Genomic DNA, 26,251 nt, shown 5'->3' with positions numbered 1-26,251 from the left:
CTAGAAATTCTATTTATCCTTAGAAATTAGGACTGCGGGATTTCCGCAAACTATAGAACAGGATGGAACATCATTTTTTACAACACTATTAGCTGAAATAATTGCACCTTTCCCAATTTTTACTCCGGGAAAAATCAATACATTACACCCAATCCAAACATCATCTTCGATAACAATTTCTTTTGGTTCATCAACAGACAAATATCTCTTTTCCACATCGCTCAAGAACGCCCTATGCCCATGAGAATCAATAATGTTTGTGTTTGCAGCTATTAAACATCGCTTACCTATACTAATTCCCTTTCTCGCATGAATACACGAGCCATGAATCCTTGTTTTTTCACCTATTCTTATAAAAGCTCCGTCACCTTCAACATACAGCTTGATAGGACCATACATATTTACATGATAATCATCATTAAAGGAATTAAGTATAACATCACCACCTATCTTTATAGATGCGTTGTCATCTATGTTAATAATAGGAACTCCAAAAACTTTAACACCTCTCATTATTTCAATATTATTAAAAATCCTTAATATGGATATATATAAATTACCCACTAAAAGATAGAAGGCTTTTTTAATCTTTATTCTTGTAATTTTCATATATCTTAATCTTAAATATTTTGTTTAAAATTTTCCCGAAAATGAATTTTATTTTAAGAAAAAATTCACCACGAAAAATGTTTTTTATAAAGAATATATTTTTTTGAAAACCAATTCTGGAAAAATCAGGACTATTGCTATAAGGATCAAAAACTCCCTCACCTAAACATTTTGTAGAGCCCGAAATGGATGGAACTCCATTTCTATCTAAAGAAATGGGAGTGAATGCAGCAGTGAAAGTGCTTGCATTTAGCTCCAAATGTAAAACACCAGATTTCATTAACCGCTCATCCCAGCAAAGATCAAATACAAAATTTCCTAAAGAAGGCGCAGATAAAAACTTCTCGGAAGCCTCAATTGGATAAAATATATGTGGATGATGGCCAATAATAAAATTGGCACCGTCTAACTTAAATGCATCAATAAGATTCATTTGATGTGGATTAGGAAGCACACAATCTTCCTTACCCCAATGCAAAAACAAAATAACCCAATTAACCTTATCTTTAACATTTCTTATCTGATTTTTTATTTTTTCAGAATCGAGCACATCATAAGAAGATTGATTTTTATCAGTGTTATCAGGAACATCTGACGCTACGATAATAGCAACTTTAATTCCATTCTTTTCAAAGATTGGAGTGTCTCTACCAGAAACCCCCATAGGAACAATTTTATTCTTTTCAAGTTCTTTTATCGTATCTCTAAAAACATCTTCACCATGCTGCACGATGTGATTGTTTGCTATCGATAATGCTTTAAATCCAGCATCAGCGAGCATTGACAAGTGATTTGGATCACCGCGCAAGACTGCACTCTCGGGATTTTTACCATCTAATCCAATGTTGGATACAGGCGTCTCTAAGTTACCAAAAACAAAATCCGCATCGGATAACACATCTTTAACATTTTCAAAAATGTTTCTTTTATGTGCATAAGATTTAGGTCCATGACCAAAGCTTAGATAATATTCTCCTAAGGAAATATCCCCTACAAAAGCTAGCTTCATATAGTCCTCACAAACCTACTTACAACCGATTTAAATTTTCCATTTTTAGATTTTTCAATTTCATTCACTAAAACTAGGTTAATCACACAATCACAACCCACTCTTTTGATAAGTTCATTTTTTAATGCAACGCCAAGACTTTCCGAATAACTATCATCTGGAAGTATACGTAACTCAACATTCCCATCCTCACTCTGAAAGATCTGCGCAGCTTTAATACCAGAACCACCTTTAAAAATGGGATCTAACCGCCCGACCGGAGTCCCGTCACGCATATAAATAACATCATCCTTTCTGCCCTGAACGTCTAACAACTGCATAAAACCATTGTTGTTATAAGTTCCTAATTCAACATTGTCGCCAATAACATAGCGAATAACCGGCATTGAAAAATTTACTAGCCCAGTAACTACAAGCTCTCCTTCTCCACCATCTTGTAACGCACCAGATGAATCTCTTACTTCTGCTATCCCGTGTTCCGGGTGCAGACAGAAATCGCCGCTAGGAAGGGTTGATGCAAAGAAGGCCATTTCGGTACAGCCGTACTGGTTAACAATTGGCGCATCAAAGGCGCGCGCCAGCTTTTCGCGCTGATGATTATGCAGATGCTCTGCTGTTGTCATGAGCAACTTTAGTTTAATCGGCTTTAAATTTTCTTTAATAATAAAATCAGCAAGCTGCACGATACTTGAGGGATAGCTAAATATTTCCTGCGGTTTGTAATCAATTAACGTGTTGTAGTAATGAATCAGGTTTTCATTTTTTAAATGGTATGAGGACATTAGCAGGTTTTTGTTTATAGCGTCGTAACGCCAAAACGGCGGTTCTTTTTGTGAAGCAGGCATAATAATTCGGCCAAACATTGTAGCCCTTCGATCAACTGGCTGTAGGCCATACCATGAACGTAGCCGCGAAAAAAAGGCATAGTGTTCACTTCTGGAATCTTGATCGGTATAAACACTCAACGGTGTACCCGTAGTACCGCTGGTGTGCAATGTAAATTGTTTTGATTTACCAGATATTGGTTGCGCCCTGAATTCTTGGGCATTTTCGCGAATATAGGACTTTTCAATAACAGGAAAGAGATTTAGATCCTCTATCGATTTTATATCCCCTGCAACTATTCCATTCCTACTCGCCCAGTTGTTATAAAAAGCGGTATTGTTGATAGCGTGCTGAGCTATTTTTACAAATGCTTCTGATTGATATTTCAACATTTGATCAGCACTGAAGTATTGTGTTTTTATTAGCTCTGCTAATTTTTTCTCGCCTGCGACCCGATAGCGCTCATTACGCAGTTTAAATCCCATTGCTGTAACTGCAAGATTCTGAAAGAAAACCGGACTTTTATAGTAAACACTTTCCATCCAGGGGTTCATTGTTTACCTCCCAGCGACATAAGCTGTTGATACAGGCTCATATAGTTGATTGCCATTTTTTCAGCAGAAAATCCTTCGGTGAAACGGCGATAATTGTCATCAACAAGCTGTTGCTTGTGTGTCTCCTCTTTAGAAAACCAGGCGCGAACTTTATTCACAACCTCGCTAACACTGGCTGGCTTGATTAGAAATTCGCTATTTGCACCCAGCACCTCAGGAATGCCACCTACCGCCGATGCAATAATAGGTGTTCTATTTCTCATGGCTTCCAATAAAGTGACTGGAATACCTTCGGTTAATGACGGCATTACAATCAACTGGTATTTGTGAAAATATTGTTGCGCGTCTGCAACGAAACCGGCGAGTGTTATGTTGTTTTGCTCTCCAAGTTCATTAACCAATACACTCAAAGAATCGCGCAGCATTCCGTCACCAAAAATAGTGAGCTGGCACACAACTGCATTCTTATTCAGCTCAGCAATGGCGCGAATCAGATAATCAAACCCCTTTTCCGGTGACAACCTGCCGATGGCCAGTAATTGATAGGGATCAGCCTCTAGTGAGGAGTCAAGCAAAGGAGCATTTGCGCTAATGCCATTTTTTATCACGTATATTTTTTTACCGTTGCGAAATGCAGATATGTCCTGCATTTTTTCACTCACTAGCACGATTGCATCAAACCGTTTGAGAAAAATACGGTCCAGTAATTCGTAAACCCACATTTTTTTCGGGAATTTGGCTTTGACATAACCGTGCACGGTGGACACTAAAGGCAAGCCAATTTCTTTTTTTCCGAGAATACCGAGCAGGATATTGAATTTATAACCATGCGAATGAAGCAAAACCACATTTTGACTTTTTAACTGCGCGATCAAGTCCCTAGTACTGCGTAGATTTATACCTGCAGGCATTCGCCAAACAAACAAATCAATACCCTGTTTGCGCGCAGCCTCCTCGATAGGCTTTTGAACTTCGCCCGGTAAGCCACAGCTTACAATAAGAGGATGCAAGCCTTGTTTCTGCTGCTCCTTGCACAACATTAATAAAACTTGCTCAGCGCCATACAGGCCTCCGCTGTCAATAAGATGGGCTACTTTCATCATCCTACCCGCGGCTTCCACATGACAATTTTTTCGCGTTTTATGAATTTGATGAATGCCATGGCTGCTGCAATGTTGATGAGGCAAAAATAATTAACCAGCGCGAGCCAACGGTTTTTAGTGCCATCGTTAAGCGATACGAATGCCGCAACAGAATAAAAAATAATTTGCGCGAGGAATGTCAGCTGATATAACCAGCCCTCACCGGTAATAAGGCCATTACTAACCAACGCAAGGAACAATGGAATAAAAGCGAGGTAGCGGAGTAGTTTATGCGAGGTAATTTGCAAGGAAAATAAACCGTACTTAAACGGATTAAATAAGTGTTTCATATCCCACATCGCCCAATACGCTCTTAGTGAAACACGCACCCGCATGCGAAATTCCGATTGTGAACTGCTAAGTGACTCTTCATTTAATAACGCCTTTTCACAATAGATAACACGCTTGCCTTGGGTAATCACTTTTAATGGCAAAACAAAATCGGGTAATTGATCAGCATTCATTGGTTGATACAACGATTTACGAATCGCGTCTATACCACCATCCACACCAACTACGGAAGACACATTGGCCTCCAGGCTGCGCAGATGATTTTCATATTTCATGTAGGCACTGCAACCATCGCCAATTACGTTACCTTCTTCATTTACGTAAACCATTTTTCCAGTTACGTAACCTACTTCCGGGTCGTTAAAACAGTTGACCAATTGACGCACGGCATCGGACTGATAGTGGCTATTGGCGTCGGAAAAAATAACTATCTCACCGTTTGCGTGAGGCATTGCCAAATTTAAACCGGAGGTTTTTCCTTGACGCGGCACTTGTCTAACAAGGCGAACACGTGAATCTTGTGCGGCGATTTCTTTCACTATGTCGTCGGTGGCGTCTTCGGATTCATCGGAGATTACAATAATCTCCAAACGATCGCTGGGGTAATCCTGGCTTAACTTATTTTGAATAGTCTGACCAATTACGGCGGCTTCGTTAAACGCCGGAATCAGTATGGTCACAGTAGGAAGCTCATTTAACCCTGCCGATTGCACAGGTGGACGCCTGGGTAAATAGCGCAATAAAATCGGATAGCCGATGTAGATATAAACTATCAACAATGCTGACAACCAAAAAAGCAGTTCCATAAATTACCTTTCTATTGAATTGATTCGCTAAAATGCAGCAGGGATTGGAGGGTTTTATCACAATCAAGTTGCATGCATTCTGCTTGTAACGTAAATACCGAAAAATATTGCTTTCCACTCAGTACAGCCGGAATTTGGAGCAGCTTGGCCTGCGCCACTGTTGCTGTTGTATATCCACCCACATCAAACCACTGTGCCTGTATAACCCGCTTTAATCCGGACTTTTGTCGCAGCTGTTCAACGCGGACTTTTTTACCACCAACGACAATAACCTTTACGCTTTCCTGTAACCAAAATTGGCTGTCATATTGGCGCGCGATGTAGGGCACCAAACGATCCCGTGGTGTTTGAGGAATATATTGATTAATTTGTAGATAAATATTATTCGGAGCAATAAATTTTCGTGTAAGCCTTGCTGCAGGCAACGAAGGAGGCAAAGGTAAACTCGATGTATGTGATACAAACCCTATATCGCCCAAACTGTAAGTGGGCGCTGTAGTGTCATTAGTAGCAGCGACCAATTTTCCCATTAAAAAACCGGGCATTAATAACAAAGTTAATAGCAAAACTCTTTTGGACCCAAGAGACTCACCTGCAACGCCTGTGGTTGCTTGCACTCTCTTTATAACGGGGGCGAAATAAATTGCGGGAAAACAAATCAACGCAAAGACAATCCAACCAAAGGTTTCATGATCTTCCATTAACGAGCTTTGCATTTCGGTGTAGTAGCCCACCAGAATCAGGACAAATATTCTTATCCAGTTTGCCAACAACCCCAATGCACCCGCAATTAACAGAGAAAGGATCAGACCTTTTTCACGATAACCATTGAGGTAACTAATGGTGTAACCCAGCGCAAGCGATATAATTAAATACCGCAGCCCGGAGCAACCATCGGCAATCATAATGTGACCGGAAGGAATAAAAATACTACTGCCATCGATCAATGCCGGGATGCGGATCATGCGCACCATTTCACCTACCACAGCACTGGCAAGCTGAACCAAAGTATTGTTTAGGTAATCCCAAATAGGAAGAGCGAACACAGGCATTAGCAATAGGAATCGTAATTGCCATAATATTTTAACGCCAAAAGCGAAAGCTAATGCCAGAAAGAGTATCGGCAAAAGAATTAACTGTTCCAGAATTTTTATCTGGATGGTGTTAAACAAAAACCAACAAATAGATACGACGACTAATCCAATCGCCAACAATAAATCTATCCATAAATTCTGACGTGCATGACATAGAGGTCCAACCTTATACAGCAACACCAAAAACCAAAGTAATAACGGATAGGCATGCGAAAGCGACTCATCCCATTGAGTCCATTGTGCTGAAAGACCGACGAATGTTGGCAAGTAAATAGCAACTATAATAGTAATAACCATAAACGGTGCTACGCGCTGCCATACTTCCTGCTTCTGCAATTTAACCTCCATCACATCTATCCTTCAGTGTCCATAATGTAATACCTATTTCTGTTCGGAGAGCGGGAATTTGATTTTTGTTATAAACAAAACTGGGCCAAAACTGGCCCAGTGTTTTATACAACTTAATATAAAAATACCTACTGGTTTTTAAGCCTTTCACGCGCTTGTGTAAGATGCTCCTGGATCTCGGCATTATCTGCAGCGAGATTGGCAGCGCGCTCCAAATAACTAATTCCTTCACTTACCTTGCCATTCTCTACCAAAATCCATCCGTAGGTATCTAATACCGCTGCGGAATTTGGAGCCAGCTCATAAGCCTTTTTTGCCGTTTCTTCTGCGCGCGAATCCTTTTCAAGGTAATAACTCCACGCGAGGTTATTTAATATAACGGGGGAATTGGGTGCTTTTTGTAAGGCACTCTCATAACCTTCAATAGCGGCGGGAACGTCATTATTTTCCTGGGCATCCAAAGCTTTCAATAAACTGGCCCGGTAACTTTGTGGGAACTTTTCCAACCATTCCCCAACAAATTTTTCGGCCTGCTCTTTTTGATCCTGTGCCAGATAATGTTTATAAATAGAATCGGCCGCCAGTTCAGTTGGCCTGGATTGCCAGGACTGCTGATAAAATGTAAAGGCTTCATCTGCTTTACCTTCTGCACTACGGATCATCCCTTGTAAATAAAGCAACCCTGACTCTGTTTGTTTATTTTTTTCAAATTGATCGAGAAGTTTTTGTGCTTCTGCATAATTACCCGCTGCAATTTCTGTCTCGACTAATCCGGCAAGATAGGTGATGTTGTCGGGAAATAATGCACTTGCCTTGAGCAGATAATTTCTCGCTTCCCCAACATTATCAGCCGCAAGCAATTCACCAGCATAGGTGGTGTACAGATTGGCTGCTATTTGCTGCACATTTTGTGCGTTATTACTTTTTCCCAGAGCACGCTCCAAATGAACCAGCGCCGCTTTATTTTGTTTCTGCGAGGATAACAACTGAGCCAGCACAGCGGACGGTTGCCAGTCGCTGCTGTTTTGTTCCAGGTTTTCCAGGAAGCTGATCGCCTCTTTAATACGATCCAAACGCACCATTTGAACTAACCACAAACGGTATGAGTTTAAGTTTTTAGGATCTAACTCAATGATAGATTGCCATGCAACAACTGCTTTGTGCGGCAATTTTTGCTCATTGTAAACTTGGGCAAGACCAGCAAAGGACAACTGCTTTTCGTTATTCCCTTTAATAGATAACGCCTGCTCAAAGAATTTTTCTGCTTCTTTGTAATCTTTTTTATACAGAGAAAACCAGCCCTGCAAAAATGCACCGCGTGGGCTACCCGGGTTTTGACGCTGAAACTCCTTTAAAACTTCTTCTGCGCGATCATCAAAGCCATTTGCGAGCAGAGTTTTAAAATAGGTTTGTTGCACCATCAAATCCATTGGTTGCTCTTCAAAGGCTTTTTGCAGTTGTGCAATTGCCTGTTCGGGCTGCTCTATCGCCATATATCGCTTAGCTAAGGCAATGCGAATGCGCTGCTGTTTTGGCTCCAATGCGAGGCTCTTTTCCAGCGCGATAGCTCCATCAGCACTGGCAGGGTCGCGATCCAACAGCGCCAAACCATAGGTTGCTAAAATAGTAGGGTTGTTTGGTTGACGCTCGGCCGCATTTTTTAATAGGGTAATCGCCTCATCCATTTGATTACTGCGGAATTTTGCCAATGCGGCGGCCTGGATAACTGACGGCGCTGCAGTTTCTGGGTCAATAAACTGATCAAACAAATCTATCGCGTTTTGATCTGCGCCCTGTTGAAATTCAACCATTCCCAACAGCGTCGCTGTATTTCTGTCATCTGGATAGTCTTTACGTAATTCTTTCAACAGCTTTTCGGCGTCGCTGAATTTTCCCTGTTGATACAATTCCATCGCATCGTTAAATTTTTGCTGGGCAACATTACGCTCAGGGTTGGCATCCGCTAACAGTTTTTGATAGGTGTAAGCTTCGCTGGTGCGACCCTGCTGGATAAGCACTTCTGTTAATTGCGTTAATACTTTTGCGCGATCGACTGTGATGACATCAGTGTTTGGAACCAGCGCCAACGCTTTGGTTAAGTATTCTTCTGCAGCGGTTAATTTATTTTCATAAAGCGATAAATTACCCAGCAAAACCAGCGCTTCAAAATGTGTTTCATTTTGCGCTACAACTTCTTGCAATAATAGAAGTGCAGCTTCGGATTGACCTTGTGCGAGCAGAATACTGGCTTCCAGATATTTTACATCCTGCGCGCTATTCGGCAGCGACTTGAATGACTCCAATGCTTTGGCGTAAGCATCCTTCTCACCCAAGGCGATATTAGCTTTGACAGTTAAATAAGATTGTTGATAGTGAAGTGCAGCATCGCTGACTGCGGCCGGATGCGTTTGCATTACATCAAGCGCTGTACGGTACTTTTTCATCTCAATATGGGCGCTGGCAAGCTCTGCTGAAACGCTCGGCAACTCTGCCACCACATTGTCGAGCATGGTTACAACGGATGAATAAGCGCCTGTGGCATTGAGTATGCGCGCGAGTGAAATGTACGCATCCGCCGAATCTGGAGCCAACTGGATCGCGTTACGCGCTTCAAGCATCGCCGCACGCAACTGCCCTTGCTGTTGATAGACTTTGGCAGAATTTTGATGGCGCAATGCCGTTTCTGCATTTTCGCTTTTGTCTTCACCACATCCTATCAATGCAACACCCAGTGTAATGGCTGCAATCTGTGCAATTTTTTTCATGGAATTTACCATTCCTATTGTTAATGAAGGTTGGTGAAGCGATTAAAACCTGTAGCCAATTGTGGCTCCAGCTCTTAACTCCTGATATTCGTTGCTGGCATCTACAGAACTACGCTCGTATTCGGCGGCAAATAACCGCAGGTTAAAGCCACCCGCAAATGCATAGTTGTAGTACACCGTTATTTGATCAAGAGTGAACTCGCTGTCGTTCACCGTGGCTGCAAATTTGTTCTCGACCCTACTGGCATTAAACCCCAGTGTTGCGCTGCGCGATAATTGGTATCCCAAACCCAAGGCACCACCTAAACGCTCTTCATCGCGCTCCAGGGATTGGAATTGGTGCTCATCGCGATACACGCTCAGGTAAAAATCGCAGCGTCCACACAGCACCGAAGTAGACCAACGCAACTCTGCATGGCGCAACAACACCTGATCCAATTGATCAGCAGTTACATCGCTGCCACCGGGGATTTCACCCGGCGCCGCATTGGCATCAAAACCACGCGATGAATCAGTAATTTGTTGATTAAACGCTAGCCCGAGCTGATGATGACCGGCGTCATAATTCATTTGCACGGCGTAATAGGGATCATCACTTTTGCCGAGACGAGATGAGTCTGTACGACTCTGCCCTAACTCAATCCGATAATTTATTTTGCGCAGACGCGTTTCCAAAGCCACGACAGCCATGGTTTGGCTGTAATCAACATCAGGGTTAAATTCAAATTCAACATCGCTTTGGGTGAGATATACCGAGAGCGAATCGACCGCCGAGAATGCGTGAATTACACCAGTGCTACCGCCTGTACGCGATGAGTTTTTTTGCTCTTCAAAACGGTATTCAACTTCGGTGGCATTGGCGTTAATAAAAAAATTATCGGCGCCAGTAATACGTGTGCGAAAGCCCGGTTGAACACTTAATATTTGTTTTTCATCTGTATTGGATTCCAGCTCAAGTGCGGCGGATGACTTGGGCAGCTTTTGCAGACTGTGTGAAATTTTTAAATCAAACGGATTGTGTGGTTTACCCAAAACAAAATCGGTTTTACCAATAGTTGTGGTTCGCTCTTCCTGACTGTCTTTTTCATAGCGCATTTGACTTACGGCGTAGTCCGAGTTGAGCGCAATATACTCGTTGTTATAGAGCGCAAACGCACTTGCCATCAGCTGGTTTTGTTGCTCTGACAGTTCATCAGTTTGGGTTTTGAGCGCGTTATCCGTTTGCTGCGCACTCAGGGATATAGTTGCACCAAAATCACTGCCCGCAACCTCAGTTGGTGCCGCGAGTGCAGATGCACTGGCATAGGCGGCAACCAGAAAAGCAATTGGCGATTTGTTCATTTGAGCATCCCTCACACAATTACTGCGTTAGTTATTGAACACCAGCCCTGCAAAACGCTCTTTCCCTACTGCATCTACTGCAGCGAGAACCTCATCCGTCACAGCAGAACCGTAAGGCACTACCAGAAGCGCATGATCACAGTATTTGGCGAGAATTCGCGCCTCTGTAGACTGCTGTACCGAAGGAGCATCCAGCACGATGAAACGATCGGGATAGCGCGATTTAATTTCTGCCACAAATACTTCCATGCGTTTTGAGTTAAAAAACTCAGCGGCTGATTCACTGGAACCCCCGGAAGGAATTACCCGCAACCGCTCAATACCACTGGGATAAATAATGTTTTTTAACGGCACAGTGTAATCAGTGAGATATTGGGTTAATCCCTCATTTACTTCTTGAGTGACATATTTGTCTGCCGCCGATGAGTAGGGATTGCAATCGACATAAAGCGCGGTCTTGTGTTGATCCAGTGCGAAAGTAGCAGCGAGATTAAAACCAACAAAACTTGAACCGCCATGGGTAGACACAGAGCTGACCAGTACCACCATGTTGTCGCTTTTGCTGCGCTCCAACAAACGAATGCGGACTTCACGAAATGCATTTAGCAGTTCGCGTTGGCGCATACCGGTGAAGATAACTTTCTTTTCATAAAGCTCGTCTTGCGTCCATAAACAAGGCAGCTCCATGTTTTTAATTTTTTCACGCTTGCGATGTTCAAGTACGGCGGTTTTGACTAATTGATCACTCGTCTCCACCAACGCGTCGACGCCTGCCATCAACTGTTTAAGACTGCGCTCTTTTGCCTGTTCCATGTTACCTACCCGGTATTAACCTGTGGTTATTTGCCAATAGACAGCGATTGCAACATACAAGGTCATTGCGAGTACGCTGGCGGCCAATATCAACAACATATCCTTCTTCAACAAACGATCACCCAGTGGTGAACGATAATGGGGAATAACACCAATCAACTGGATATCGTCCGGCAATTGTTTTTGCAAGGTGCGCGCCGAACGTAAATGCGGATCAAACATAACGTAGGCAACCAACAAACCTATAGGCAATAACAATCCAAGCAGCGGGCCGAGAAGTGCGAAGTGAATAAAATGTAATCCTGAAGGTTTGAGCGGGAAAGTGGCCGGTTCCTGAATACGATAGCTAACACCCTGCCCTTCTATATCGAGCGTCATAGACAGACGTGCAGCTTCTTTTTTCTGCAACATATCGTCATAGGTTTTGCGAATAACATCGTAGTCGCGCGTTAATTCAGAAAGTTGTGCCTGATTGGCGGCGACGCGCTGTTGACGAGCGAACTCTTGCTCTTGCAAAGCCATCAGCGATTGCATACGGCGTTTTTGTGAGCGCAACTCCACATCGGCGTTGGCGAGCTGTTTGCGCAATTCTTCATACAGCGGATTTTCGGCTTTTTGCGTATCGGCATACATATCGCCAGAACCTTGCAGGCGAGCGATAGTTGTATCCAACTCAGCGATCTGCGTGCGGATAGAAATAATATCCGGATAACCTTCTTCGTAGCTGAGCAGTAGCTGCTCCAACTGAATTGCGAGGGTTTGGCGGCGCTGACGCAAATCATCTACCTGACCCTTGGCCTGTAAATATTGCCCTTCTGAACCCAATTGCTGCTGGATAGTCTTGTAACGCGCCTGGGATTCTTCAATGGTGATATTTAACATTTCAATTTCTTGTCGCAGCCCCGCAATACGCGACGCAACCTCAGATTCGGTACCATCGGTATTTTGCGAATTGAAATCTTTCAGGCGCGATTCCGCTTGCTCCAACTGCTTTTTATAGGACTGCACCTGGGCATCGATAAAGTTATAGGCACCCAAACTTTCTGCCCGCTTTTTCTTCACCGTATCTTCCATAAACACATTAACGACGGTGTTCAGGACTTCAAAGGAACGATCCGGATCACTGGCAATGTAGCTGATTCTGAAATAGGAGCGATTGCCTTCCGCTTTCACGCTGAGGCCACTGCGAATCCGGCGAATTGCCTGTTCTTCCTGCTCCTGGGTTGCATTTTTATCGACCATCCCGACTTCTCTGGCCACTGACAGCATAATGCCGCGCGTCCAGATAATTTCACGCGCCTGTTCAGAGCGATCAATTTTGGTCATTTCAGCAGAGCCCTTCAGCAGCGGCTCAATAATGGTTGTCTGGTCGGCAAACAACACCGCTGAAGTGGTGAACTTTTTAGGCCAGGTAATCCCCAGCAGTAACACCAGAGCACTGACGGCGATAAACAGCACCACGCAGATGTAGCGAAACCTGACCAACTCCGCCCGCAATGAATTCAATAAGTCTTTGAGATAGGCTTTATCCATGAAACATCTCTTGATATGCAAGCACCGGAGCGCTCACCAATTTAGTTATCTGACTCACACAGTAGAAAACCAGGAAAATTAAAAGGCGCGCTCCGGGATGCTAACAATATCCGAGGGCTGCAAATCGTAATTTGTTGCCACCTCGCCATCGGCCATCAGGTCATCCAGACGAATGCGGTAAACCTTTACCTCACCGTTGATACGGCGGTAGAGCTTGGCATTGTTGGCCGACGCAAACTCGTTCGGGCCGCCCGCCATAAGTACCAGATCCAGCACCGTCATACCCTCGCGATAGGGGATAGACTGGGGCGCCCGGACCGCACCGGTAATACGCACGCGACGCTGGAAATCAGAACTGCTGGGATTGGCCACAATCACCGTCACTTGAGGATTGCGTACATAAGAAGACAAACCCGTGGTAATCGCTGCCGAAAGTTCGGTGGCGGTTTGGTTGGCTGCCAAAATATCACCGATTAGCGGCATGGAGACCTTGCCATCCGGGCGCACCGGAACTGCCAGCGATAACTCGGGGTTGCGCCAGACGTTAATCTGAATGGAATCGCCTACACCAATGCGATACTCGCTAAGTAAACCCGTCTCCGAGAGGGGTGGCATATCGGAGGGCTTGCTGCTACTACAGCCCGCCAGAACTACCAGACTTATTAACTGAACAAACCAGACGATTTTTCTCACGAGACATCTCCTTCGCAGTGGTTGCGATAATAATGGCGGTACAGATCGATCAATGCACACCCTTGCCTAACAAAACTATTTCCACCGTCTGGATCATGATCAACATATCCATGAGAAAACTGTGGTTTTTGGTGTAGTAGAGATCGTACTGAAGCTTGTTCTTGGCATCTTCGACGGAGGCGCCATAGGGATATTTAAGCTGCGCCCACCCCATTAACCCGGGCTTCACTTTGTGACGAGTTTCATAGAAAGGGATCTGCTTTGCAAGATCTACCACAAATTCAGGGCGCTCAGGGCGCGGTCCGACGAAAGACATCTCGCCCACGAGTACGTTGTAAAGCTGGGGCAACTCATCCAAACGGGTATTGCGGATAAAAGCGCCGACGCGGGTAACGCGCGCATCGTTTTTCTTCGCCCATACCGCCCCGTTCTTTTCCGCGTCCTGACGCATACTGCGAAACTTGTAAATGCGAAAGCTTTTCCCGTTAAGCCCGACGCGGGTTTGGAAATAGAGCACTGAGCCCGGGCTTTCCAAACGCACGGCAATAGCGGTAAGCAACATAAAAGGCCACAGCACCAGAAAAAATAATGACGCCAGCGTCAGGTCAAAAATCCGCTTGGCAATCGAGCGTCGCTTGGAGTATTTGAAACCGTCAGAGAACAGCATCCAACTGGGCTGCAACAACGTGATATCAATCTTACCCAGCTCACGCTCACAAAAACTCAGCGCATCGCTGGAAGGTACGCCAGCCAATTTGCAATCGAGAAATTCACTCAGCGGGAATGCATTACCACCGCTGCGGCGACGCTCATCAGGAGCGATAACAATTTCGGAAATCTGTGCGGCTTTTACATAGGCCAACCAATCAGAGGGCTCGGCGATAATCAATTCAGAGTTCACTGCCAGCACTTCACTGGCACTAGGCACACAGCCAACAATTTTCACGCCTAAGGCATTGACCTCTGGCGCCAGGTCTTCGAGCAACTTTTGCGCGCGGGCGCCTGCACCGTAAATGATGACCCGACGCTTGAGTTGATTAGCATCAACCATTTTTACAAAGATAAAGCGGGTGACTATGACAACCGCGGTTGAAATCAATACCCCCCAAAAAATCAATGCCTGCGGGATCAGCCCCCCCAATAGCGCACTGATAACAAATAAACCCAAACTACCCAAAAGGAAAAAACTAACCAGTGTGCGCAATACCATGCTCGAGAATCCCTCTCGCACCAATGCGGTATAGACACCCATCGATAAAGTACAACAGCTCAACAGCGCCGCGAAAATCACCAGCGCCAAGGGCGAATATTCCAACTCACGAGCCGGATCGGCAGACGCTATTAATTGGCTTGCCGCCCAAAAGGACAAACCCAATAAAATAGCTTCAGCAATACCGAGGAAGAGATAAGGCAGATGAATATAATGTTTATTAAGTCTGATATAAGACAAATGCGATTCCTTCAGGCGAATTGTGTGGGTAAATCTTTTGAAGCCGCGCATTATAGCGACATTGTGTTACAAAAGCTCGACCAATAGTGACGGCATTTTGTCACATCAATCAAACACCTCACGGCAAACCCAACAAGTGTCAGGATACATGTAGAGTGATGCAAAAATTCACCTCAAATGTGGTAACTTAGCGCACCTCTGGATTCACCCTTCGCTAAGGAATTTTCCCATGCTCGCAAGCAGCCCTTCGCTTTGCATTATTGGTTTAGGTTATGTCGGTCTGCCGCTCGCCGTAGAGTTCGGTAAAAAAATTAACACCATTGGCTTTGACATTAACCCTGCGCGGGTAGATGCCCTGCTTCAAGGTGTGGATAGCACCCTCGAACTCACCACCGCCGAACTGGCCGAAGCAACACACATCAGTTACACCACCCGTGAAGAAGATATTAGAGGGCGTGACGTATATATAGTCACAGTCCCCACCCCCATCAACGACAGCAAACAACCAGACCTGACACCACTGGAAAAAGCTTCCGCATTGCTAGGTCGAGTCATCAGCAAAAATGCCGTGGTGGTCTTTGAATCCACTGTTTACCCTGGTTGCACCGAGGAGATTTGTGTACCGATCATCGAAAAAGTTTCCGGGCTGAAATTCAATGTGGATTTTTTTGCTGGCTACAGCCCCGAGCGCATCAACCCGGGCGACAAACAACACCGCGTACACAACATCACCAAAATCACCTCAGGCTCAACACCGGAAGTAGCAGAGTTCGTCGATCAGCTATACCGCAAAATTGTAGTAGTGGGCACCCACAAAGCCAGCAGCATTAAGGTTGCCGAAGCCGCCAAGGTGATCGAAAACACCCAGCGCGACATTAATATTGCCCTGATTAACGAGCTGTCGCTGATTTTCAAGCGTCTCGATATCGACACTATTGAAGTGCTGGAAGCCGCAGGGACCAAATGGAACTTTCTACCCTTTCGTCCCGGCTTGGTCGGCGGCCACTGTATCAGTGTTGACCCTTATTATCTGACCCACAAAGCACAACAAGTGGGCTATAACCCCGAAGTGATCCTCGCTGGCCGCCGTATTAACGATGGCATGGGCACCTTTGTGGCTGAGTCAGTCGTGAAAATGATGACCCAACGCAAATGCCACGTGGTGGACTCCAACATCCTGATCATGGGTCTGACCTTTAAAGAAAACTGCCCCGACCTGCGCAACACTCGCGTAATCGACATTATTAACGAGCTCAAAAACTACAACGCCAATGTCCATGTATTCGACCCTTGGGCCGACGCTGCCGAAGCGCAACATGAATATGGCCTGGACTTGATTGAGTCACCCAAAGCCAACAGCTATGACGCCATTATTTTGTGTGTTGGCCACGACAAATTCCGCGCGATGGGCGCCGCTGAAATACGCGCTCTCGGCAAAGACAATCATGTGCTGTTTGATGTAAAACATATTCTCCCCAAAGACGCGGTAGATGCCCGTCTCTAAGCTCAAGGAAAACTCATGAAAGTATTGGTCACAGGCACCGCCGGTTTTATCGGCTCCACACTTGCCAAACGTTTACTCGCTCGCGGCGACGAGGTTATCGGAATCGATAACCTCAACAACTACTATGATGTACAAATCAAAAAAGATCGCTTGGCACACCTGACCGGCAATAGCGCGTTTACCGATATTCGTTGCAATCTGGAAGATAAAGCCGCTATCGATAACGTGTTTAAAACCCACAAGCCGGATCGCGTAGTTAACCTCGCCGCTCAAGCAGGCGTGCGCTACTCACTGGAAAACCCCCAAGCCTATATTGATGCCAACATCACCGGCTTTTTGAATATTCTGGAAGGTTGCCGCCATTTTGGCACTGACAACCTGGTCTATGCCTCCAGCAGCTCGGTCTATGGCATGAATACCTCCATGCCATTTGATGTGCACAACAACGTCGACCACCCCGTTAGCCTCTACGCGACCAGCAAAAAAGCCAATGAATTGATGGCCCATACCTACAGCCATCTGTTTAAGATCCCCACCACCGGCCTACGCTTTTTTACCGTTTACGGCCCTTGGGGCCGCCCGGACATGGCACTGTTTATCTTTACCAAAAAGATTCTTGCCGGTGAACCGATTGATGTATTCAACTACGGCAATCATCGCCGCGACTTCACTTACATTGATGACATAGTGGAAGGCGTAGTGCGCACCCTGGATAACGTTGCCACACCCAACAGCAACTGGAGCGGCAACCAACCCGACCCCGCCACCTCCAGCGCGCCGTACCGCATTTACAACATCGGCTCTAACAACCCGGTTGAACTGTTGCGCTACATTGAAGTGCTGGAAAATTGCTTGGGTAAAAAAGCGATCAAGAACTTGCTGCCACTACAAGCGGGCGATGTACCGGACACCTACGCCAATGTGGACGCACTGATTGAAGATGTGGGCTACAAACCAACTACGCCGGTAGAAGTGGGCATTGAAAACTTTGTGAAGTGGTATAGAGATTATTACAAGGTCTAAATAAAGAGCCACAAGGTTTAAATGAAGAACTACGAAACTTAAAGAATCAAAACGGCATCGCAAGATGCCGTTTTGCTGACCGGATACCACTGCAACCCAAGAGCAGCCAATGATGAACAAAAACACCATCACCCATGCAATGACCGTTGATGTAGAGGATTATTATCAAGTCGCCGCGTTTGCCAAGGTGATAAAGCCCAGTGACTGGGATAACTGGCCATCCCGGGTTGAACAGAACACTGAGCGGTTACTGCAGCTTTTTGCAAATCACAATATAAAAATTACATTTTTTATTCTTGGCTGGGTGGCGGAGAAATACCCGCAACTGGTAAAAACCATCAGACAACAGGGTCATGAAATAGCATCCCACGGTTTCAGCCATCAACTTATTTATAACCAATCACCGGAAGTCTTTCGCGCTGAAACCGCAAAATCCAAACAAATTCTGGAAAATCTGACCCAAATCCCGATTACCGGTTATCGCGCTGCCAGCTACTCCATCACACGTAAATCACTATGGGCATTGGATATTTTGGCTGAACTGGGGTTCACCTGGGACTCCAGTATTTTCCCCACACACCACGACAACTACGGCATTTCCGGTAGCCCCGAAGAGCCCTACCGGATTATCACCACCAACGGCGCCAGCCTGCTTGAATTCCCACTTACTACCGCCAAAGTAATGGGCCAAGCCATTCCAGCTGCAGGTGGCGGTTATTTTCGTCAGTACCCTTACGCACTATCCAAATGGCTATTTGAGCGCGCCAGTTTGAATCAGACCAAACCACAAATTTTTTATCTGCACCCCTGGGAAATAGACCCGGAACAGCCACGCGTGCCTAACGCCAGCTGGTTCAGTAACTTTCGCCACTACACTAACCTTAAACGTTGCCTGCCACGTTTGGAACAAATGATTAGCGATTTCCAATTTGGCACTATGAGCGAGAGCCTAGGCACAGCCAAAGTGCACAAAACACTTACTATTCATGAGCTCGCCGCCAACACCGGCAATAAACAATCGCCAGCGCCGACCTAGACGACGTTGATCAACAACAGTAGAATCGCGCCCCTCACAGTAAGGTTGGACGATTATTTGCAAGTAATATCGCGCAGAAGTCGTCGTTGACAGGTCGAAAACTGCAAGAACAGAGTTATTTCATTCAGCACCCGTAGCTCAGCTGGATAGAGTAGCGGCTTCCGAAGCCGTTGGTCACAGGTTCGAATCCTGTCGGGTGCGCCACTTTTTATTCTTCATTTACACTCTAGGCACCGTTTGGCTCTGTCTGCCCACATAAAACAAGGTGTCGGGCATACACACACCCCCAAGGAGGCAGTGATGATATTACCCGTAATAATGGCTGGTGGTTCAGGGAGTCGCTTATGGCCACTATCCCGCGATTTAATGCCCAAGCAGTTTTTAAATCTGGATGGCAAATCCACCATGCTACAGGCGACAGTCAAACGCCTGAATGGCTTGGATACCCTGCCACCGCTGGTAATTTGCAATGAAGAGCACCGCTTTATTGCGGCCGAGCAACTGCGCCAAATTAACCAACTCAACAACAATATTATCCTTGAACCCGCCGGTAGAAATACCGCCCCTGCCATCGCCCTGGCGGCTATGGCTGCGCTGAAAAAAGGCTTGGATCCACTGCTGCTGGTTCTGGCTGCCGATCATATTATTGTGGATGAGCAGGAGTTCAGGCGTATTGTTTCAGCCGCCATTCCCTGCGCACAGCAAAACAAACTGGTTACCTTTGGCATAGTGCCGACCGCCCCCGAAACCGGTTACGGCTACATCCAAGCGTCAAGCTCCATGGCAATTGCCGGTGAAGAGACCGCTTATGCGGTTAAACAATTTGTCGAAAAACCCAACTTGCAGACCGCCGAGCAATACCTTGCCAGTGGCGATTACTACTGGAATAGTGGCATGTTTTTGTTTAAAGCCAGCGTGTATCTGGACAACCTCAAACAATACCGTCCGGATATTTTTACGGCGTGCGACCTGGCGATGGCCGATGTCGATCCGGATCTGGACTTTATCCGCGTCAATAAAGAAGCTTTCTTACAGTGCCCCGATGACTCCATTGATTACGCGGTGATGGAAAAAACCGACAGTGCGGTGGTCATTCCTCTGGACGCAGGGTGGAGCGATGTCGGTTCCTGGTCATCGCTGTGGGAGGTATCGGAAAAAAATACCGACGGCAATTCACACAAGGGCGATGTGCTGTCGTTTGAGAGCCACAACAATTATGTGTTTGCCGAGACTGGCCTGGTCGCTACGGTTGGCCTGGAAAATACCATTGTGGTGCAAACCAAAGATGCAGTACTGGTGGCCTCAAAAGAGCACGTCCAGGATGTAAAAGCCATCGTAAATAGCCTGAAAAAAAGTAGTCGCCCGGAGCATCGCGTGCATCGCGAAGTCTATCGCCGCTGGGGCAAGCAGGATTCTATCGATACCGGCTATCGCTATCAGGTAAAACGCATCACCGTGATGCCGGAACAAAAAGTCTCCATGCAAATGCACCATCATCGCTCTGAACATTGGATTGTAGTGTCTGGCACCGCCAAGGTTAGCATTGATGGACAAGAGGCGTTGCTGTCTGAAAATCAGTCGGTGTACATCCCCTTGGGTACTGCGCATGCACTGGAAAATCCCGGCAAAATTCCCCTTGAACTGATTGAAGTTCAATCCGGCGCCTACTTAGGCGAAGACGACATTGTGCGTTTCTCTGAACGTTGAGGCGGGCTTGATTATGACAAAATCACTAGAACAGATTATTGGCGAGAGCGGCATCAGCTTCGGCACTTCCGGTGCGCGCGGTCTGGTGAGCGACTTTAGCGACGATGTTGTCGCAAGCTTTGCACAAAGTTTCCTGAGAGTCATGCAGGGCGAATTTCAGGTTAGCCGTGTCGCGATTGGTATTGATAATCGCCCCAGCAGTCCGGCCATGGCCGCCGCCTGCGCGGGTGCTGCTCAGGCACTAGGTATCGCCGTGGATTACTACGGTATTCTGCCCACGCCAGCACTGGCCTATCAGGCAATGCAAAACAGTGTGCCGGCAATTATGGTGACCGGCAGCCATATCCCTTTTGATCGCAACGGCCTGAAGTTTTATCGACCCACCGGTGAAATTACCAAGGCCGATGAGCTGGCAATTATTAGCACTGATAGCGAATTGACGAGCTATACAGCCGTATTGCCCGCAATCAACCCGCTGGCGGCCGCGAACTATATCCAGCGCTACCGCGATGTTTTTGCCCCCGGCATTATGCAGGGTTTGCATATCGGCCTCTATGAACACTCCAGCGCCGGGCGCGATCTCTATGCAGACCTGTTTCGCAGCTTGGGCGCGCAAGTGACTAGCCTGGAGCGCACCGATACCTTTGTGCCCATAGATACCGAAGCTGTGGCGGAGGCCGATGTAGAAAAAGGCCGCCGTTGGTCACAGGAATATGGGTTTGATGCGCTTTTTTCCACCGATGGTGACGGCGATAGACCACTGATCGCCGATGAAAATGGTCAGTGGCTGCGCGGGGACATTGTCGGATTGCTCTGCGCGCGCCAACTAGAGATCAGCGCCTTGGCCGTTCCCGTTAGCTGCAATACCGCCATCGAGAAATGTGGCGCCTTTGCCAAGGTGACTCGCACCAAAATTGGCTCGCCCTATGTGATTGCAGCGCTGGAAGAACTCGCGCCGCACTTCTCAGCCATTGCCGGCTTTGAAGCGAACGGCGGCTTTTTATTAGGCTCGGATGTGCAACTCAACGGCAAACTACTGAAAGCCCTGCCCACCCGCGATGCCCTGTTGCCGGGCATCGCCTTGATTGCGACAGCGGCCAAAACCAAACTTTCGGCTCAAGTTGCCACCCTGCCAGCGCGCTTTACCGCCAGCGATAGAATCCAAAACATCCCCACCAGCAATAGCAAAGCTTTTCTGGCTGAAGCCAGTGAGGATCAGTCAGCCCTGTTAAACCTGCTGGAGATGAGCAGTAAAACTGTCGATTCCATCAATACCACCGACGGCCTGCGCATCAGCTTTCGCGAAGGTGAGATTATCCACCTGCGCCCATCGGGTAACGCCCCGGAGCTGCGCTGTTATGCCGAGGCGGACAACCAAAAGACCGCTGCCACATTGGTGAAAAACGTACTTGATAAACTTCAGGTTAGATTGACCCAAACATCGACCTGAATATGAACCGCTTTTTCTCTTTGTCTTATAAAGCTTCTTATTTACAAGGAATAAACTCACCATGAAAGTTACCGTATTTGGAATTGGTTATGTTGGCTTGGTACAAGCCGCAATTCTCGCCGAAGTAGGCCACGATGTTGTCTGCGTCGATGTGGATGCTGACAAAGTGGAAGCCTTGAAGAAAGGCCAGATCCCTATTTACGAACCAGGCTTGGAACCCTTGGTAAAAGAAAACTTCGCCGCAGGCCGACTGAGCTTCACTATCGACGCCGCATTGGGTGTTAAACACGGTGAAGTACAGTTTATCGCTGTTGGTACACCGCCCGATGAAGACGGCTCCGCCGATTTGAAATATGTACTCGCGGTTGCCAGCACCATTGCCGAGCACATGGAGTCGCACAAGATTGTGGTGGATAAATCCACCGTTCCGGTAGGTACCGGTGACAGAGTCAAAGCCAAAATGGCCGAGGTGCTTGAAAGCAAGGGCAAATCGCAAATGACCTTTGATGTGATTTCCAACCCGGAATTCCTGAAAGAAGGCTCGGCAGTTGCCGACTGCATGAAGCCAGATCGCATCGTTATCGGCACTGACAACAAAGATGCCGAAGATGTGATGCGTGAACTCTATGCCCCCTTCAACCGCAACCACGAAAAAATTATCGTGATGGATGTGCGTAGCGCCGAGCTGACCAAATATGCCGCCAACTGCATGCTGGCCACCAAAATCAGCTTTATGAATGAAATGGCCAACCTCGCCGAAATTCTGGGTGCCGATATTGAAGCGGTACGTCACGGCATAGGCAGCGACCCCCGCATTGGCTACCACTTTATTTACCCCGGTGTTGGCTACGGTGGCTCCTGTTTCCCCAAAGATGTTCAGGCGCTGATCCAGACTGCCGATCAAATCAAGTTCGATGCCAAAGTCTTAAAAGCGGTAGAAGCACGTAACAACGAACAAAAAACCACCTTGTTTGCCAAAATTAACAAGCACTTCAATGGTGACCTCAAAGGCAAAACCTTTGCATTGTGGGGGCTGAGCTTCAAACCCAATACCGACGACATGCGCGAAGCACCCGCACGCGTAGTGATGGAAGCGCTCTGGGAAGCCGGTGCCAAAGTGCAAGCATTCGACCCGGAAGCCATGAACGAAACCCAACGTATCTACGGCAATCGCGATGATCTGTTGCTCTGCGGCACTAAAGAAAGCGCCCTGAAACATGCCGATAGCCTAATAATTGTCACCGAATGGCAGGCCTTCCGCGCCCCGGATTTTGACCTGATCAAAAACATGCTCAGCCAAGCAACCATTTTTGATGGTCGCAACATGTACGACCCCAAACGCTTGGCAAAACGTGGCTTTACCTACTACTCGGTCGGCCGGTAGTAATAGCCGCTGCCAGGATTATTGCCAGTGAAGCTGAATCAGTCAGGCTCACTGGCAATAATCTACGCACACGCCGAACAAAAACAGGCAACAAAAAACAATGACTATTCTTATTAGCGGCGCAAATGGCAAAGTGGGTACGGCGCTAACAGCACAACTTAAGAGTAGGAAATTAGCCTATATTGCGCTTGACCACGCCCAGTTGGACATCACCAACAGCACAGCCATTAAACAGCGCCTGCGCGAATACCGCCCCAGCATCATCATCAATACCGCCGCCTTTACCCATGTAGATCTTGCCGAGCAGCAACAGGAAAAAGCCTTCGAAACAAATGAACGAGGAGCAGAGCTACTCGCGCAAACAGCAGCCAGTCAACAGATTCCGATTATTCACCTGTCAACAGACTATGTATTTTCTGGCGATAAGCCACTAGCGGAATCTTACGTAGAGGGCGATGCAGCAGAGCCAGCAAGCATTTATGGCAAAAGTAAACTTGCAGGCGAACAAGCCGTACGCAACGCGAATGCTCACCATATTATTATTCGCACGGCGTGGCTATTTGATGAGCACAGCGATAACTTTGCCAAAAAACTCATTACAGCAGCCAAACAGCAACTCGATTTGCCCAGCCCCACATTACGTATAGCTGCCAACCAGTATGGCTGCCCGACCGACACAAGTGATCTAGCCAGCGCTATTGTCCACTTGCTACAAACCTACGCATCCAAAACAACACTGCCTTGGGGAACCTATCACTACGCCGGGGAACCTGCCATATCACGCCTCGAATGGGCGCAGGAAATTTTGGCAACTGCGCAGACACACGGGCTTATCACACACCAGCCAATACTTGGCCCCACTACAGATTCCCTTTATATAGGTCGCGCACCAAGGCCAGTAAACTCAGCACTCAACTGCACTAAAATCCAACAGCTTTTGGGGATAAAACCCAGCCAATGGCGCAATCGCATGAGTCGATTAATACAAACAATGAACCACTATGAAAATAACTAACACCGCGATACCCGATGTAAAAATTATTCAGCCGCAACTATTTGAGGACGAGCGTGGATTCATTTATGAAAGTTACAATCAACAGCAATTTGAGCTTGCACTAGGGCAGCAGGTCAATTTTGTGCAAGACAATCACTCGCTATCCTATAAAGGGGTGTTGCGCGGCCTCCACTACCAATTAGCACCTATGGCACAAGCCAAGCTAGTTAGAGTCACACGCGGTGAAGTGTTCGATGTAGCCGTAGACCTGAGAAAAGCATCCCCCTCATACCAGCAATGGGTGGGCGTTTATTTATCCGCAGAAAACCGCCAGCAGTTATGGATTCCCGAGGGTTTTGCACATGGTTTTTATGTGCTGAGTGATGTAGCCGAATGCCTTTATAAAGTGACCAATCATTACGCTAAAAACCATGAACGAATTATTGCTTGGAACGACCCGCAATTGAATATTAACTGGCCCCTAAACGGAGCGCCAAACCTATCCGACAAGGATCGAAACGCCAAAATAATGACCAGCCTGGATAATTAATCACTGCAGGATTAATAACTGTCAACAGACTGCTGTCATGAGCCAACCAATCATTTTTTAACATGGAAAAACAGGTTCAAAAGCTTTACTGGCTGCGAAATTATTTAAACCTGCTAGAATATGCCACCTCAAATCATACCTTTCTGCGCTATCAATCAGCGAACTGCTTGCCATTGCCAATACCTATGGAAGTCAGCGCAAATACTGTGCGGGTAACACACCGCTCATGTATGGATTAGTAAATTATCAGTAGGATCTAATCAATGAAGATTATTGTTACTGGCGGCGCCGGTTTTATCGGCTCAGCTGTCATTCGGCACATTATCAACAACACCAGGGATGAAGTAATCAACCTTGATAAGCTCACCTACGCCGGCAATCTGGAATCCTTAACCAGTATCGATAGCCATGAGCGCTACCGCTTCGAGCAAGTAGATATTTGTGACCGCAACAAACTGGATAGAGTTTTTACCCAATACCAGCCAGATGCCATTATGCATCTCGCTGCCGAAAGCCACGTGGATCGCTCCATCGATGGCCCCGCCGCGTTTATTGAAACCAATATTGTGGGCACTTATCAATTACTGGAAGCCAGCCGCAATTATTGGAAGGACTTGCCGGAAACACGCAAAGCCGCCTTTCGCTTTCACCATATTTCCACTGATGAAGTCTATGGCGACCTGGAAGGGCCAGAGGATCTGTTCACCGAAACAACACCCTATGCTCCAAGCTCACCATACTCCGCCAGCAAAGCCAGCTCGGATCACTTGGTCCGCGCCTGGCGCCGCACTTACGGCCTCCCCACACTGGTGACTAATTGCTCCAACAACTATGGCCCCTACCACTTCCCCGAGAAGCTCATCCCGCTGGTCATCCTCAACGCACTGGAAGGCAAACCACTGCCGGTCTATGGCAAAGGTAATCAAATCCGCGATTGGTTATTTGTAGAGGATCACGCCCGCGCACTTTACAAAGTCGTTACCGAAGGCAAAATCGGCGAGACCTACAATATTGGCGGCCATAATGAAAAGCAAAATATCGACGTGGTGAATAAGATTTGTGAACTGCTGGATGAATTAAACCCGGCTACAAATCTAAACATCAAATCCTACAAAGAACTTATAACATTCGTGCAAGATCGCCCAGGCCACGACCTTCGCTACGCCATTGATGCAAGCAAAATCAAACGCGAACTCGGCTGGACTCCAGAAGAAACATTTGAAAGCGGCATCCGCAAAACGGTTATGTGGTATTTAGCGAACCTGCCATGGGCACAGCGCGTTCAAGATGGCAGTTATCAGCGTGAACGTTTAGGCACAAAATAGGAAGA

Annotated in this window: 21 protein-coding genes and 1 tRNA gene; 10 read left to right on the top strand and 12 right to left on the bottom strand. The window is 46.6% G+C overall.

Going from position 1 to position 26,251, the window contains the following annotated elements:
• Positions 1-9: 9 nt before the first annotated feature.
• The 12 genes from O59_RS03325 to O59_RS03270 all read right to left on the bottom strand — a co-directional run bounded on the left by O59_RS03325 (position 10) and on the right by O59_RS03270 (position 15,273).
• Positions 10-609 (bottom strand): acyltransferase, encoded by a 600-nt coding sequence (locus O59_RS03325; protein ID WP_040391107.1) that lies wholly within the window; start codon positions 607-609, stop codon positions 10-12.
• On the bottom strand, positions 584-1,618 hold the full coding sequence (locus O59_RS03320; protein WP_040391105.1) for a CapA family protein: 1,035 nt from the start codon (positions 1,616-1,618) through the stop codon (positions 584-586). The genes O59_RS03325 and O59_RS03320 overlap by 26 nt, the downstream gene beginning before the upstream one ends.
• Positions 1,615-2,997: a phenylacetate--CoA ligase family protein gene (locus tag O59_RS03315; protein ID WP_007639481.1), complete on the bottom strand. Its 1,383-nt coding sequence runs from the start codon at positions 2,995-2,997 to the stop codon at positions 1,615-1,617. The genes O59_RS03320 and O59_RS03315 overlap by 4 nt, the downstream gene beginning before the upstream one ends.
• Positions 2,994-4,097: a glycosyltransferase gene (locus O59_RS03310; protein WP_232283026.1), complete on the bottom strand. Its 1,104-nt coding sequence runs from the start codon at positions 4,095-4,097 to the stop codon at positions 2,994-2,996. Before O59_RS03310 ends, O59_RS03315 begins: the two co-directional genes overlap by 4 nt.
• Positions 4,097-5,236, bottom strand: coding sequence for a glycosyltransferase family 2 protein (locus O59_RS03305; RefSeq protein WP_007639477.1), 1,140 nt, complete (start codon positions 5,234-5,236; stop codon positions 4,097-4,099). The genes O59_RS03310 and O59_RS03305 overlap by 1 nt, the downstream gene beginning before the upstream one ends.
• 11 nt (positions 5,237-5,247) lie before the next feature.
• Positions 5,248-6,678 (bottom strand): archaeosortase/exosortase family protein, encoded by a 1,431-nt coding sequence (locus O59_RS03300; protein ID WP_007639475.1) that lies wholly within the window; start codon positions 6,676-6,678, stop codon positions 5,248-5,250.
• Positions 6,679-6,806: 128 nt separating this feature from the next.
• Positions 6,807-9,443: a tetratricopeptide repeat protein gene (locus O59_RS03295; RefSeq protein ID WP_157152441.1), complete on the bottom strand. Its 2,637-nt coding sequence runs from the start codon at positions 9,441-9,443 to the stop codon at positions 6,807-6,809.
• Between the two features lie 42 nt (positions 9,444-9,485).
• Positions 9,486-10,784, bottom strand: a complete 1,299-nt coding sequence (locus tag O59_RS03290) for a hypothetical protein (protein WP_007639473.1) — start codon at positions 10,782-10,784, stop codon at positions 9,486-9,488.
• A gap of 27 nt (positions 10,785-10,811) precedes the next feature.
• Complete coding sequence (locus tag O59_RS03285) at positions 10,812-11,597, bottom strand: CpsD/CapB family tyrosine-protein kinase (RefSeq protein ID WP_007639472.1); 786 nt, start codon at positions 11,595-11,597, stop codon at positions 10,812-10,814.
• A 15-nt stretch (positions 11,598-11,612) separates the two neighbouring features.
• On the bottom strand, positions 11,613-13,130 hold the full coding sequence (locus O59_RS03280) for an XrtA system polysaccharide chain length determinant (protein WP_007639471.1): 1,518 nt from the start codon (positions 13,128-13,130) through the stop codon (positions 11,613-11,615).
• Between the two features lie 78 nt (positions 13,131-13,208).
• The gene (locus tag O59_RS03275; RefSeq protein ID WP_007639470.1) at positions 13,209-13,745 is read right to left on the bottom strand and encodes an XrtA/PEP-CTERM system exopolysaccharide export protein; all 537 of its coding nucleotides are present in this window, start codon (positions 13,743-13,745) and stop codon (positions 13,209-13,211) included.
• Between the two features lie 127 nt (positions 13,746-13,872).
• Positions 13,873-15,273, bottom strand: a complete 1,401-nt coding sequence (locus O59_RS03270) for a TIGR03013 family XrtA/PEP-CTERM system glycosyltransferase (RefSeq protein ID WP_040391100.1) — start codon at positions 15,271-15,273, stop codon at positions 13,873-13,875.
• Positions 15,274-15,502: 229 nt separating this feature from the next.
• On the opposite strand from O59_RS03270, the gene tviB reads away from it, so the two are divergent.
• The 10 genes from tviB (at position 15,503) to rfbB (ending at position 26,246) form a co-directional block, all read left to right on the top strand.
• Positions 15,503-16,777, top strand: coding sequence for a Vi polysaccharide biosynthesis UDP-N-acetylglucosamine C-6 dehydrogenase TviB (gene tviB, locus O59_RS03265; RefSeq protein WP_007639467.1), 1,275 nt, complete (start codon positions 15,503-15,505; stop codon positions 16,775-16,777).
• 15 nt (positions 16,778-16,792) lie between these two features.
• A complete protein-coding gene (locus O59_RS03260) occupies positions 16,793-17,800 on the top strand; it encodes an NAD-dependent epimerase (protein WP_007639465.1) in 1,008 nt (335 codons plus the stop codon).
• A 109-nt stretch (positions 17,801-17,909) separates the two neighbouring features.
• On the top strand, positions 17,910-18,836 hold the full coding sequence (locus O59_RS03255; protein ID WP_007639464.1) for an XrtA system polysaccharide deacetylase: 927 nt from the start codon (positions 17,910-17,912) through the stop codon (positions 18,834-18,836).
• 127 nt (positions 18,837-18,963) lie between these two features.
• Positions 18,964-19,040, top strand: a tRNA-Arg gene (locus O59_RS03250).
• 96 nt (positions 19,041-19,136) lie between these two features.
• Positions 19,137-20,543, top strand: coding sequence for a mannose-1-phosphate guanylyltransferase/mannose-6-phosphate isomerase (locus O59_RS03245; RefSeq protein ID WP_040391098.1), 1,407 nt, complete (start codon positions 19,137-19,139; stop codon positions 20,541-20,543).
• Positions 20,544-20,556: 13 nt separating this feature from the next.
• Complete coding sequence (locus O59_RS03240) at positions 20,557-21,993, top strand: phosphomannomutase (protein ID WP_007639462.1); 1,437 nt, start codon at positions 20,557-20,559, stop codon at positions 21,991-21,993.
• A 61-nt stretch (positions 21,994-22,054) separates the two neighbouring features.
• On the top strand, positions 22,055-23,377 hold the full coding sequence (locus O59_RS03235; protein WP_007639461.1) for a UDP-glucose/GDP-mannose dehydrogenase family protein: 1,323 nt from the start codon (positions 22,055-22,057) through the stop codon (positions 23,375-23,377).
• A gap of 100 nt (positions 23,378-23,477) precedes the next feature.
• The gene (gene rfbD, locus O59_RS03230; protein WP_007639460.1) at positions 23,478-24,392 is read left to right on the top strand and encodes a dTDP-4-dehydrorhamnose reductase; all 915 of its coding nucleotides are present in this window, start codon (positions 23,478-23,480) and stop codon (positions 24,390-24,392) included.
• Positions 24,379-24,921: a dTDP-4-dehydrorhamnose 3,5-epimerase gene (rfbC, locus tag O59_RS03225; protein ID WP_007639459.1), complete on the top strand. Its 543-nt coding sequence runs from the start codon at positions 24,379-24,381 to the stop codon at positions 24,919-24,921. Before rfbD ends, rfbC begins: the two co-directional genes overlap by 14 nt.
• A 263-nt stretch (positions 24,922-25,184) precedes the next feature.
• Positions 25,185-26,246 (top strand): dTDP-glucose 4,6-dehydratase, encoded by a 1,062-nt coding sequence (gene rfbB / locus O59_RS03220; protein WP_007639458.1) that lies wholly within the window; start codon positions 25,185-25,187, stop codon positions 26,244-26,246.
• Positions 26,247-26,251: the final 5 nt, after the last annotated feature.

The organism is Cellvibrio sp. BR (genome assembly GCF_000263355.1).
Classification (GTDB): domain Bacteria; phylum Pseudomonadota; class Gammaproteobacteria; order Pseudomonadales; family Cellvibrionaceae; genus Cellvibrio.
Note: the sequence above shows the minus strand (reverse complement) of the source record. Positions and strands in the feature narration are given on the sequence as shown.

What these genes read in the sequence shown, in the direction of transcription:
- O59_RS03275 (WP_007639470.1), bottom strand. Translation starts at nt 13,745, where the DNA reads ATGCCACCCCTCTCGGAGACGGGTTTACTTAGCGAGTATCGCATTGGT.
- O59_RS03325 (WP_040391107.1), bottom strand. Translation starts at nt 609, where the DNA reads ATGAAAATTACAAGAATAAAGATTAAAAAAGCCTTCTATCTTTTAGTG.
- O59_RS03235 (WP_007639461.1), top strand. Translation starts at nt 22,055, where the DNA reads ATGAAAGTTACCGTATTTGGAATTGGTTATGTTGGCTTGGTACAAGCC.
- tviB (WP_007639467.1), top strand. Translation starts at nt 15,503, where the DNA reads ATGCTCGCAAGCAGCCCTTCGCTTTGCATTATTGGTTTAGGTTATGTC.
- O59_RS03315 (WP_007639481.1), bottom strand. Translation starts at nt 2,997, where the DNA reads ATGAACCCCTGGATGGAAAGTGTTTACTATAAAAGTCCGGTTTTCTTT.
- O59_RS03290 (WP_007639473.1), bottom strand. Translation starts at nt 10,784, where the DNA reads ATGAACAAATCGCCAATTGCTTTTCTGGTTGCCGCCTATGCCAGTGCA.
- rfbC (WP_007639459.1), top strand. Translation starts at nt 24,379, where the DNA reads ATGAAAATAACTAACACCGCGATACCCGATGTAAAAATTATTCAGCCG.
- O59_RS03310 (WP_232283026.1), bottom strand. Translation starts at nt 4,097, where the DNA reads ATGAAAGTAGCCCATCTTATTGACAGCGGAGGCCTGTATGGCGCTGAG.
- O59_RS03245 (WP_040391098.1), top strand. Translation starts at nt 19,137, where the DNA reads ATGATATTACCCGTAATAATGGCTGGTGGTTCAGGGAGTCGCTTATGG.
- O59_RS03295 (WP_157152441.1), bottom strand. Translation starts at nt 9,443, where the DNA reads ATGAAAAAAATTGCACAGATTGCAGCCATTACACTGGGTGTTGCATTG.
- O59_RS03240 (WP_007639462.1), top strand. Translation starts at nt 20,557, where the DNA reads ATGACAAAATCACTAGAACAGATTATTGGCGAGAGCGGCATCAGCTTC.
- O59_RS03305 (WP_007639477.1), bottom strand. Translation starts at nt 5,236, where the DNA reads ATGGAACTGCTTTTTTGGTTGTCAGCATTGTTGATAGTTTATATCTAC.
- rfbD (WP_007639460.1), top strand. Translation starts at nt 23,478, where the DNA reads ATGACTATTCTTATTAGCGGCGCAAATGGCAAAGTGGGTACGGCGCTA.
- rfbB (WP_007639458.1), top strand. Translation starts at nt 25,185, where the DNA reads ATGAAGATTATTGTTACTGGCGGCGCCGGTTTTATCGGCTCAGCTGTC.
- O59_RS03320 (WP_040391105.1), bottom strand. Translation starts at nt 1,618, where the DNA reads ATGAAGCTAGCTTTTGTAGGGGATATTTCCTTAGGAGAATATTATCTA.
- O59_RS03260 (WP_007639465.1), top strand. Translation starts at nt 16,793, where the DNA reads ATGAAAGTATTGGTCACAGGCACCGCCGGTTTTATCGGCTCCACACTT.
- O59_RS03255 (WP_007639464.1), top strand. Translation starts at nt 17,910, where the DNA reads ATGATGAACAAAAACACCATCACCCATGCAATGACCGTTGATGTAGAG.
- O59_RS03280 (WP_007639471.1), bottom strand. Translation starts at nt 13,130, where the DNA reads ATGGATAAAGCCTATCTCAAAGACTTATTGAATTCATTGCGGGCGGAG.
- O59_RS03285 (WP_007639472.1), bottom strand. Translation starts at nt 11,597, where the DNA reads ATGGAACAGGCAAAAGAGCGCAGTCTTAAACAGTTGATGGCAGGCGTC.
- O59_RS03300 (WP_007639475.1), bottom strand. Translation starts at nt 6,678, where the DNA reads ATGGAGGTTAAATTGCAGAAGCAGGAAGTATGGCAGCGCGTAGCACCG.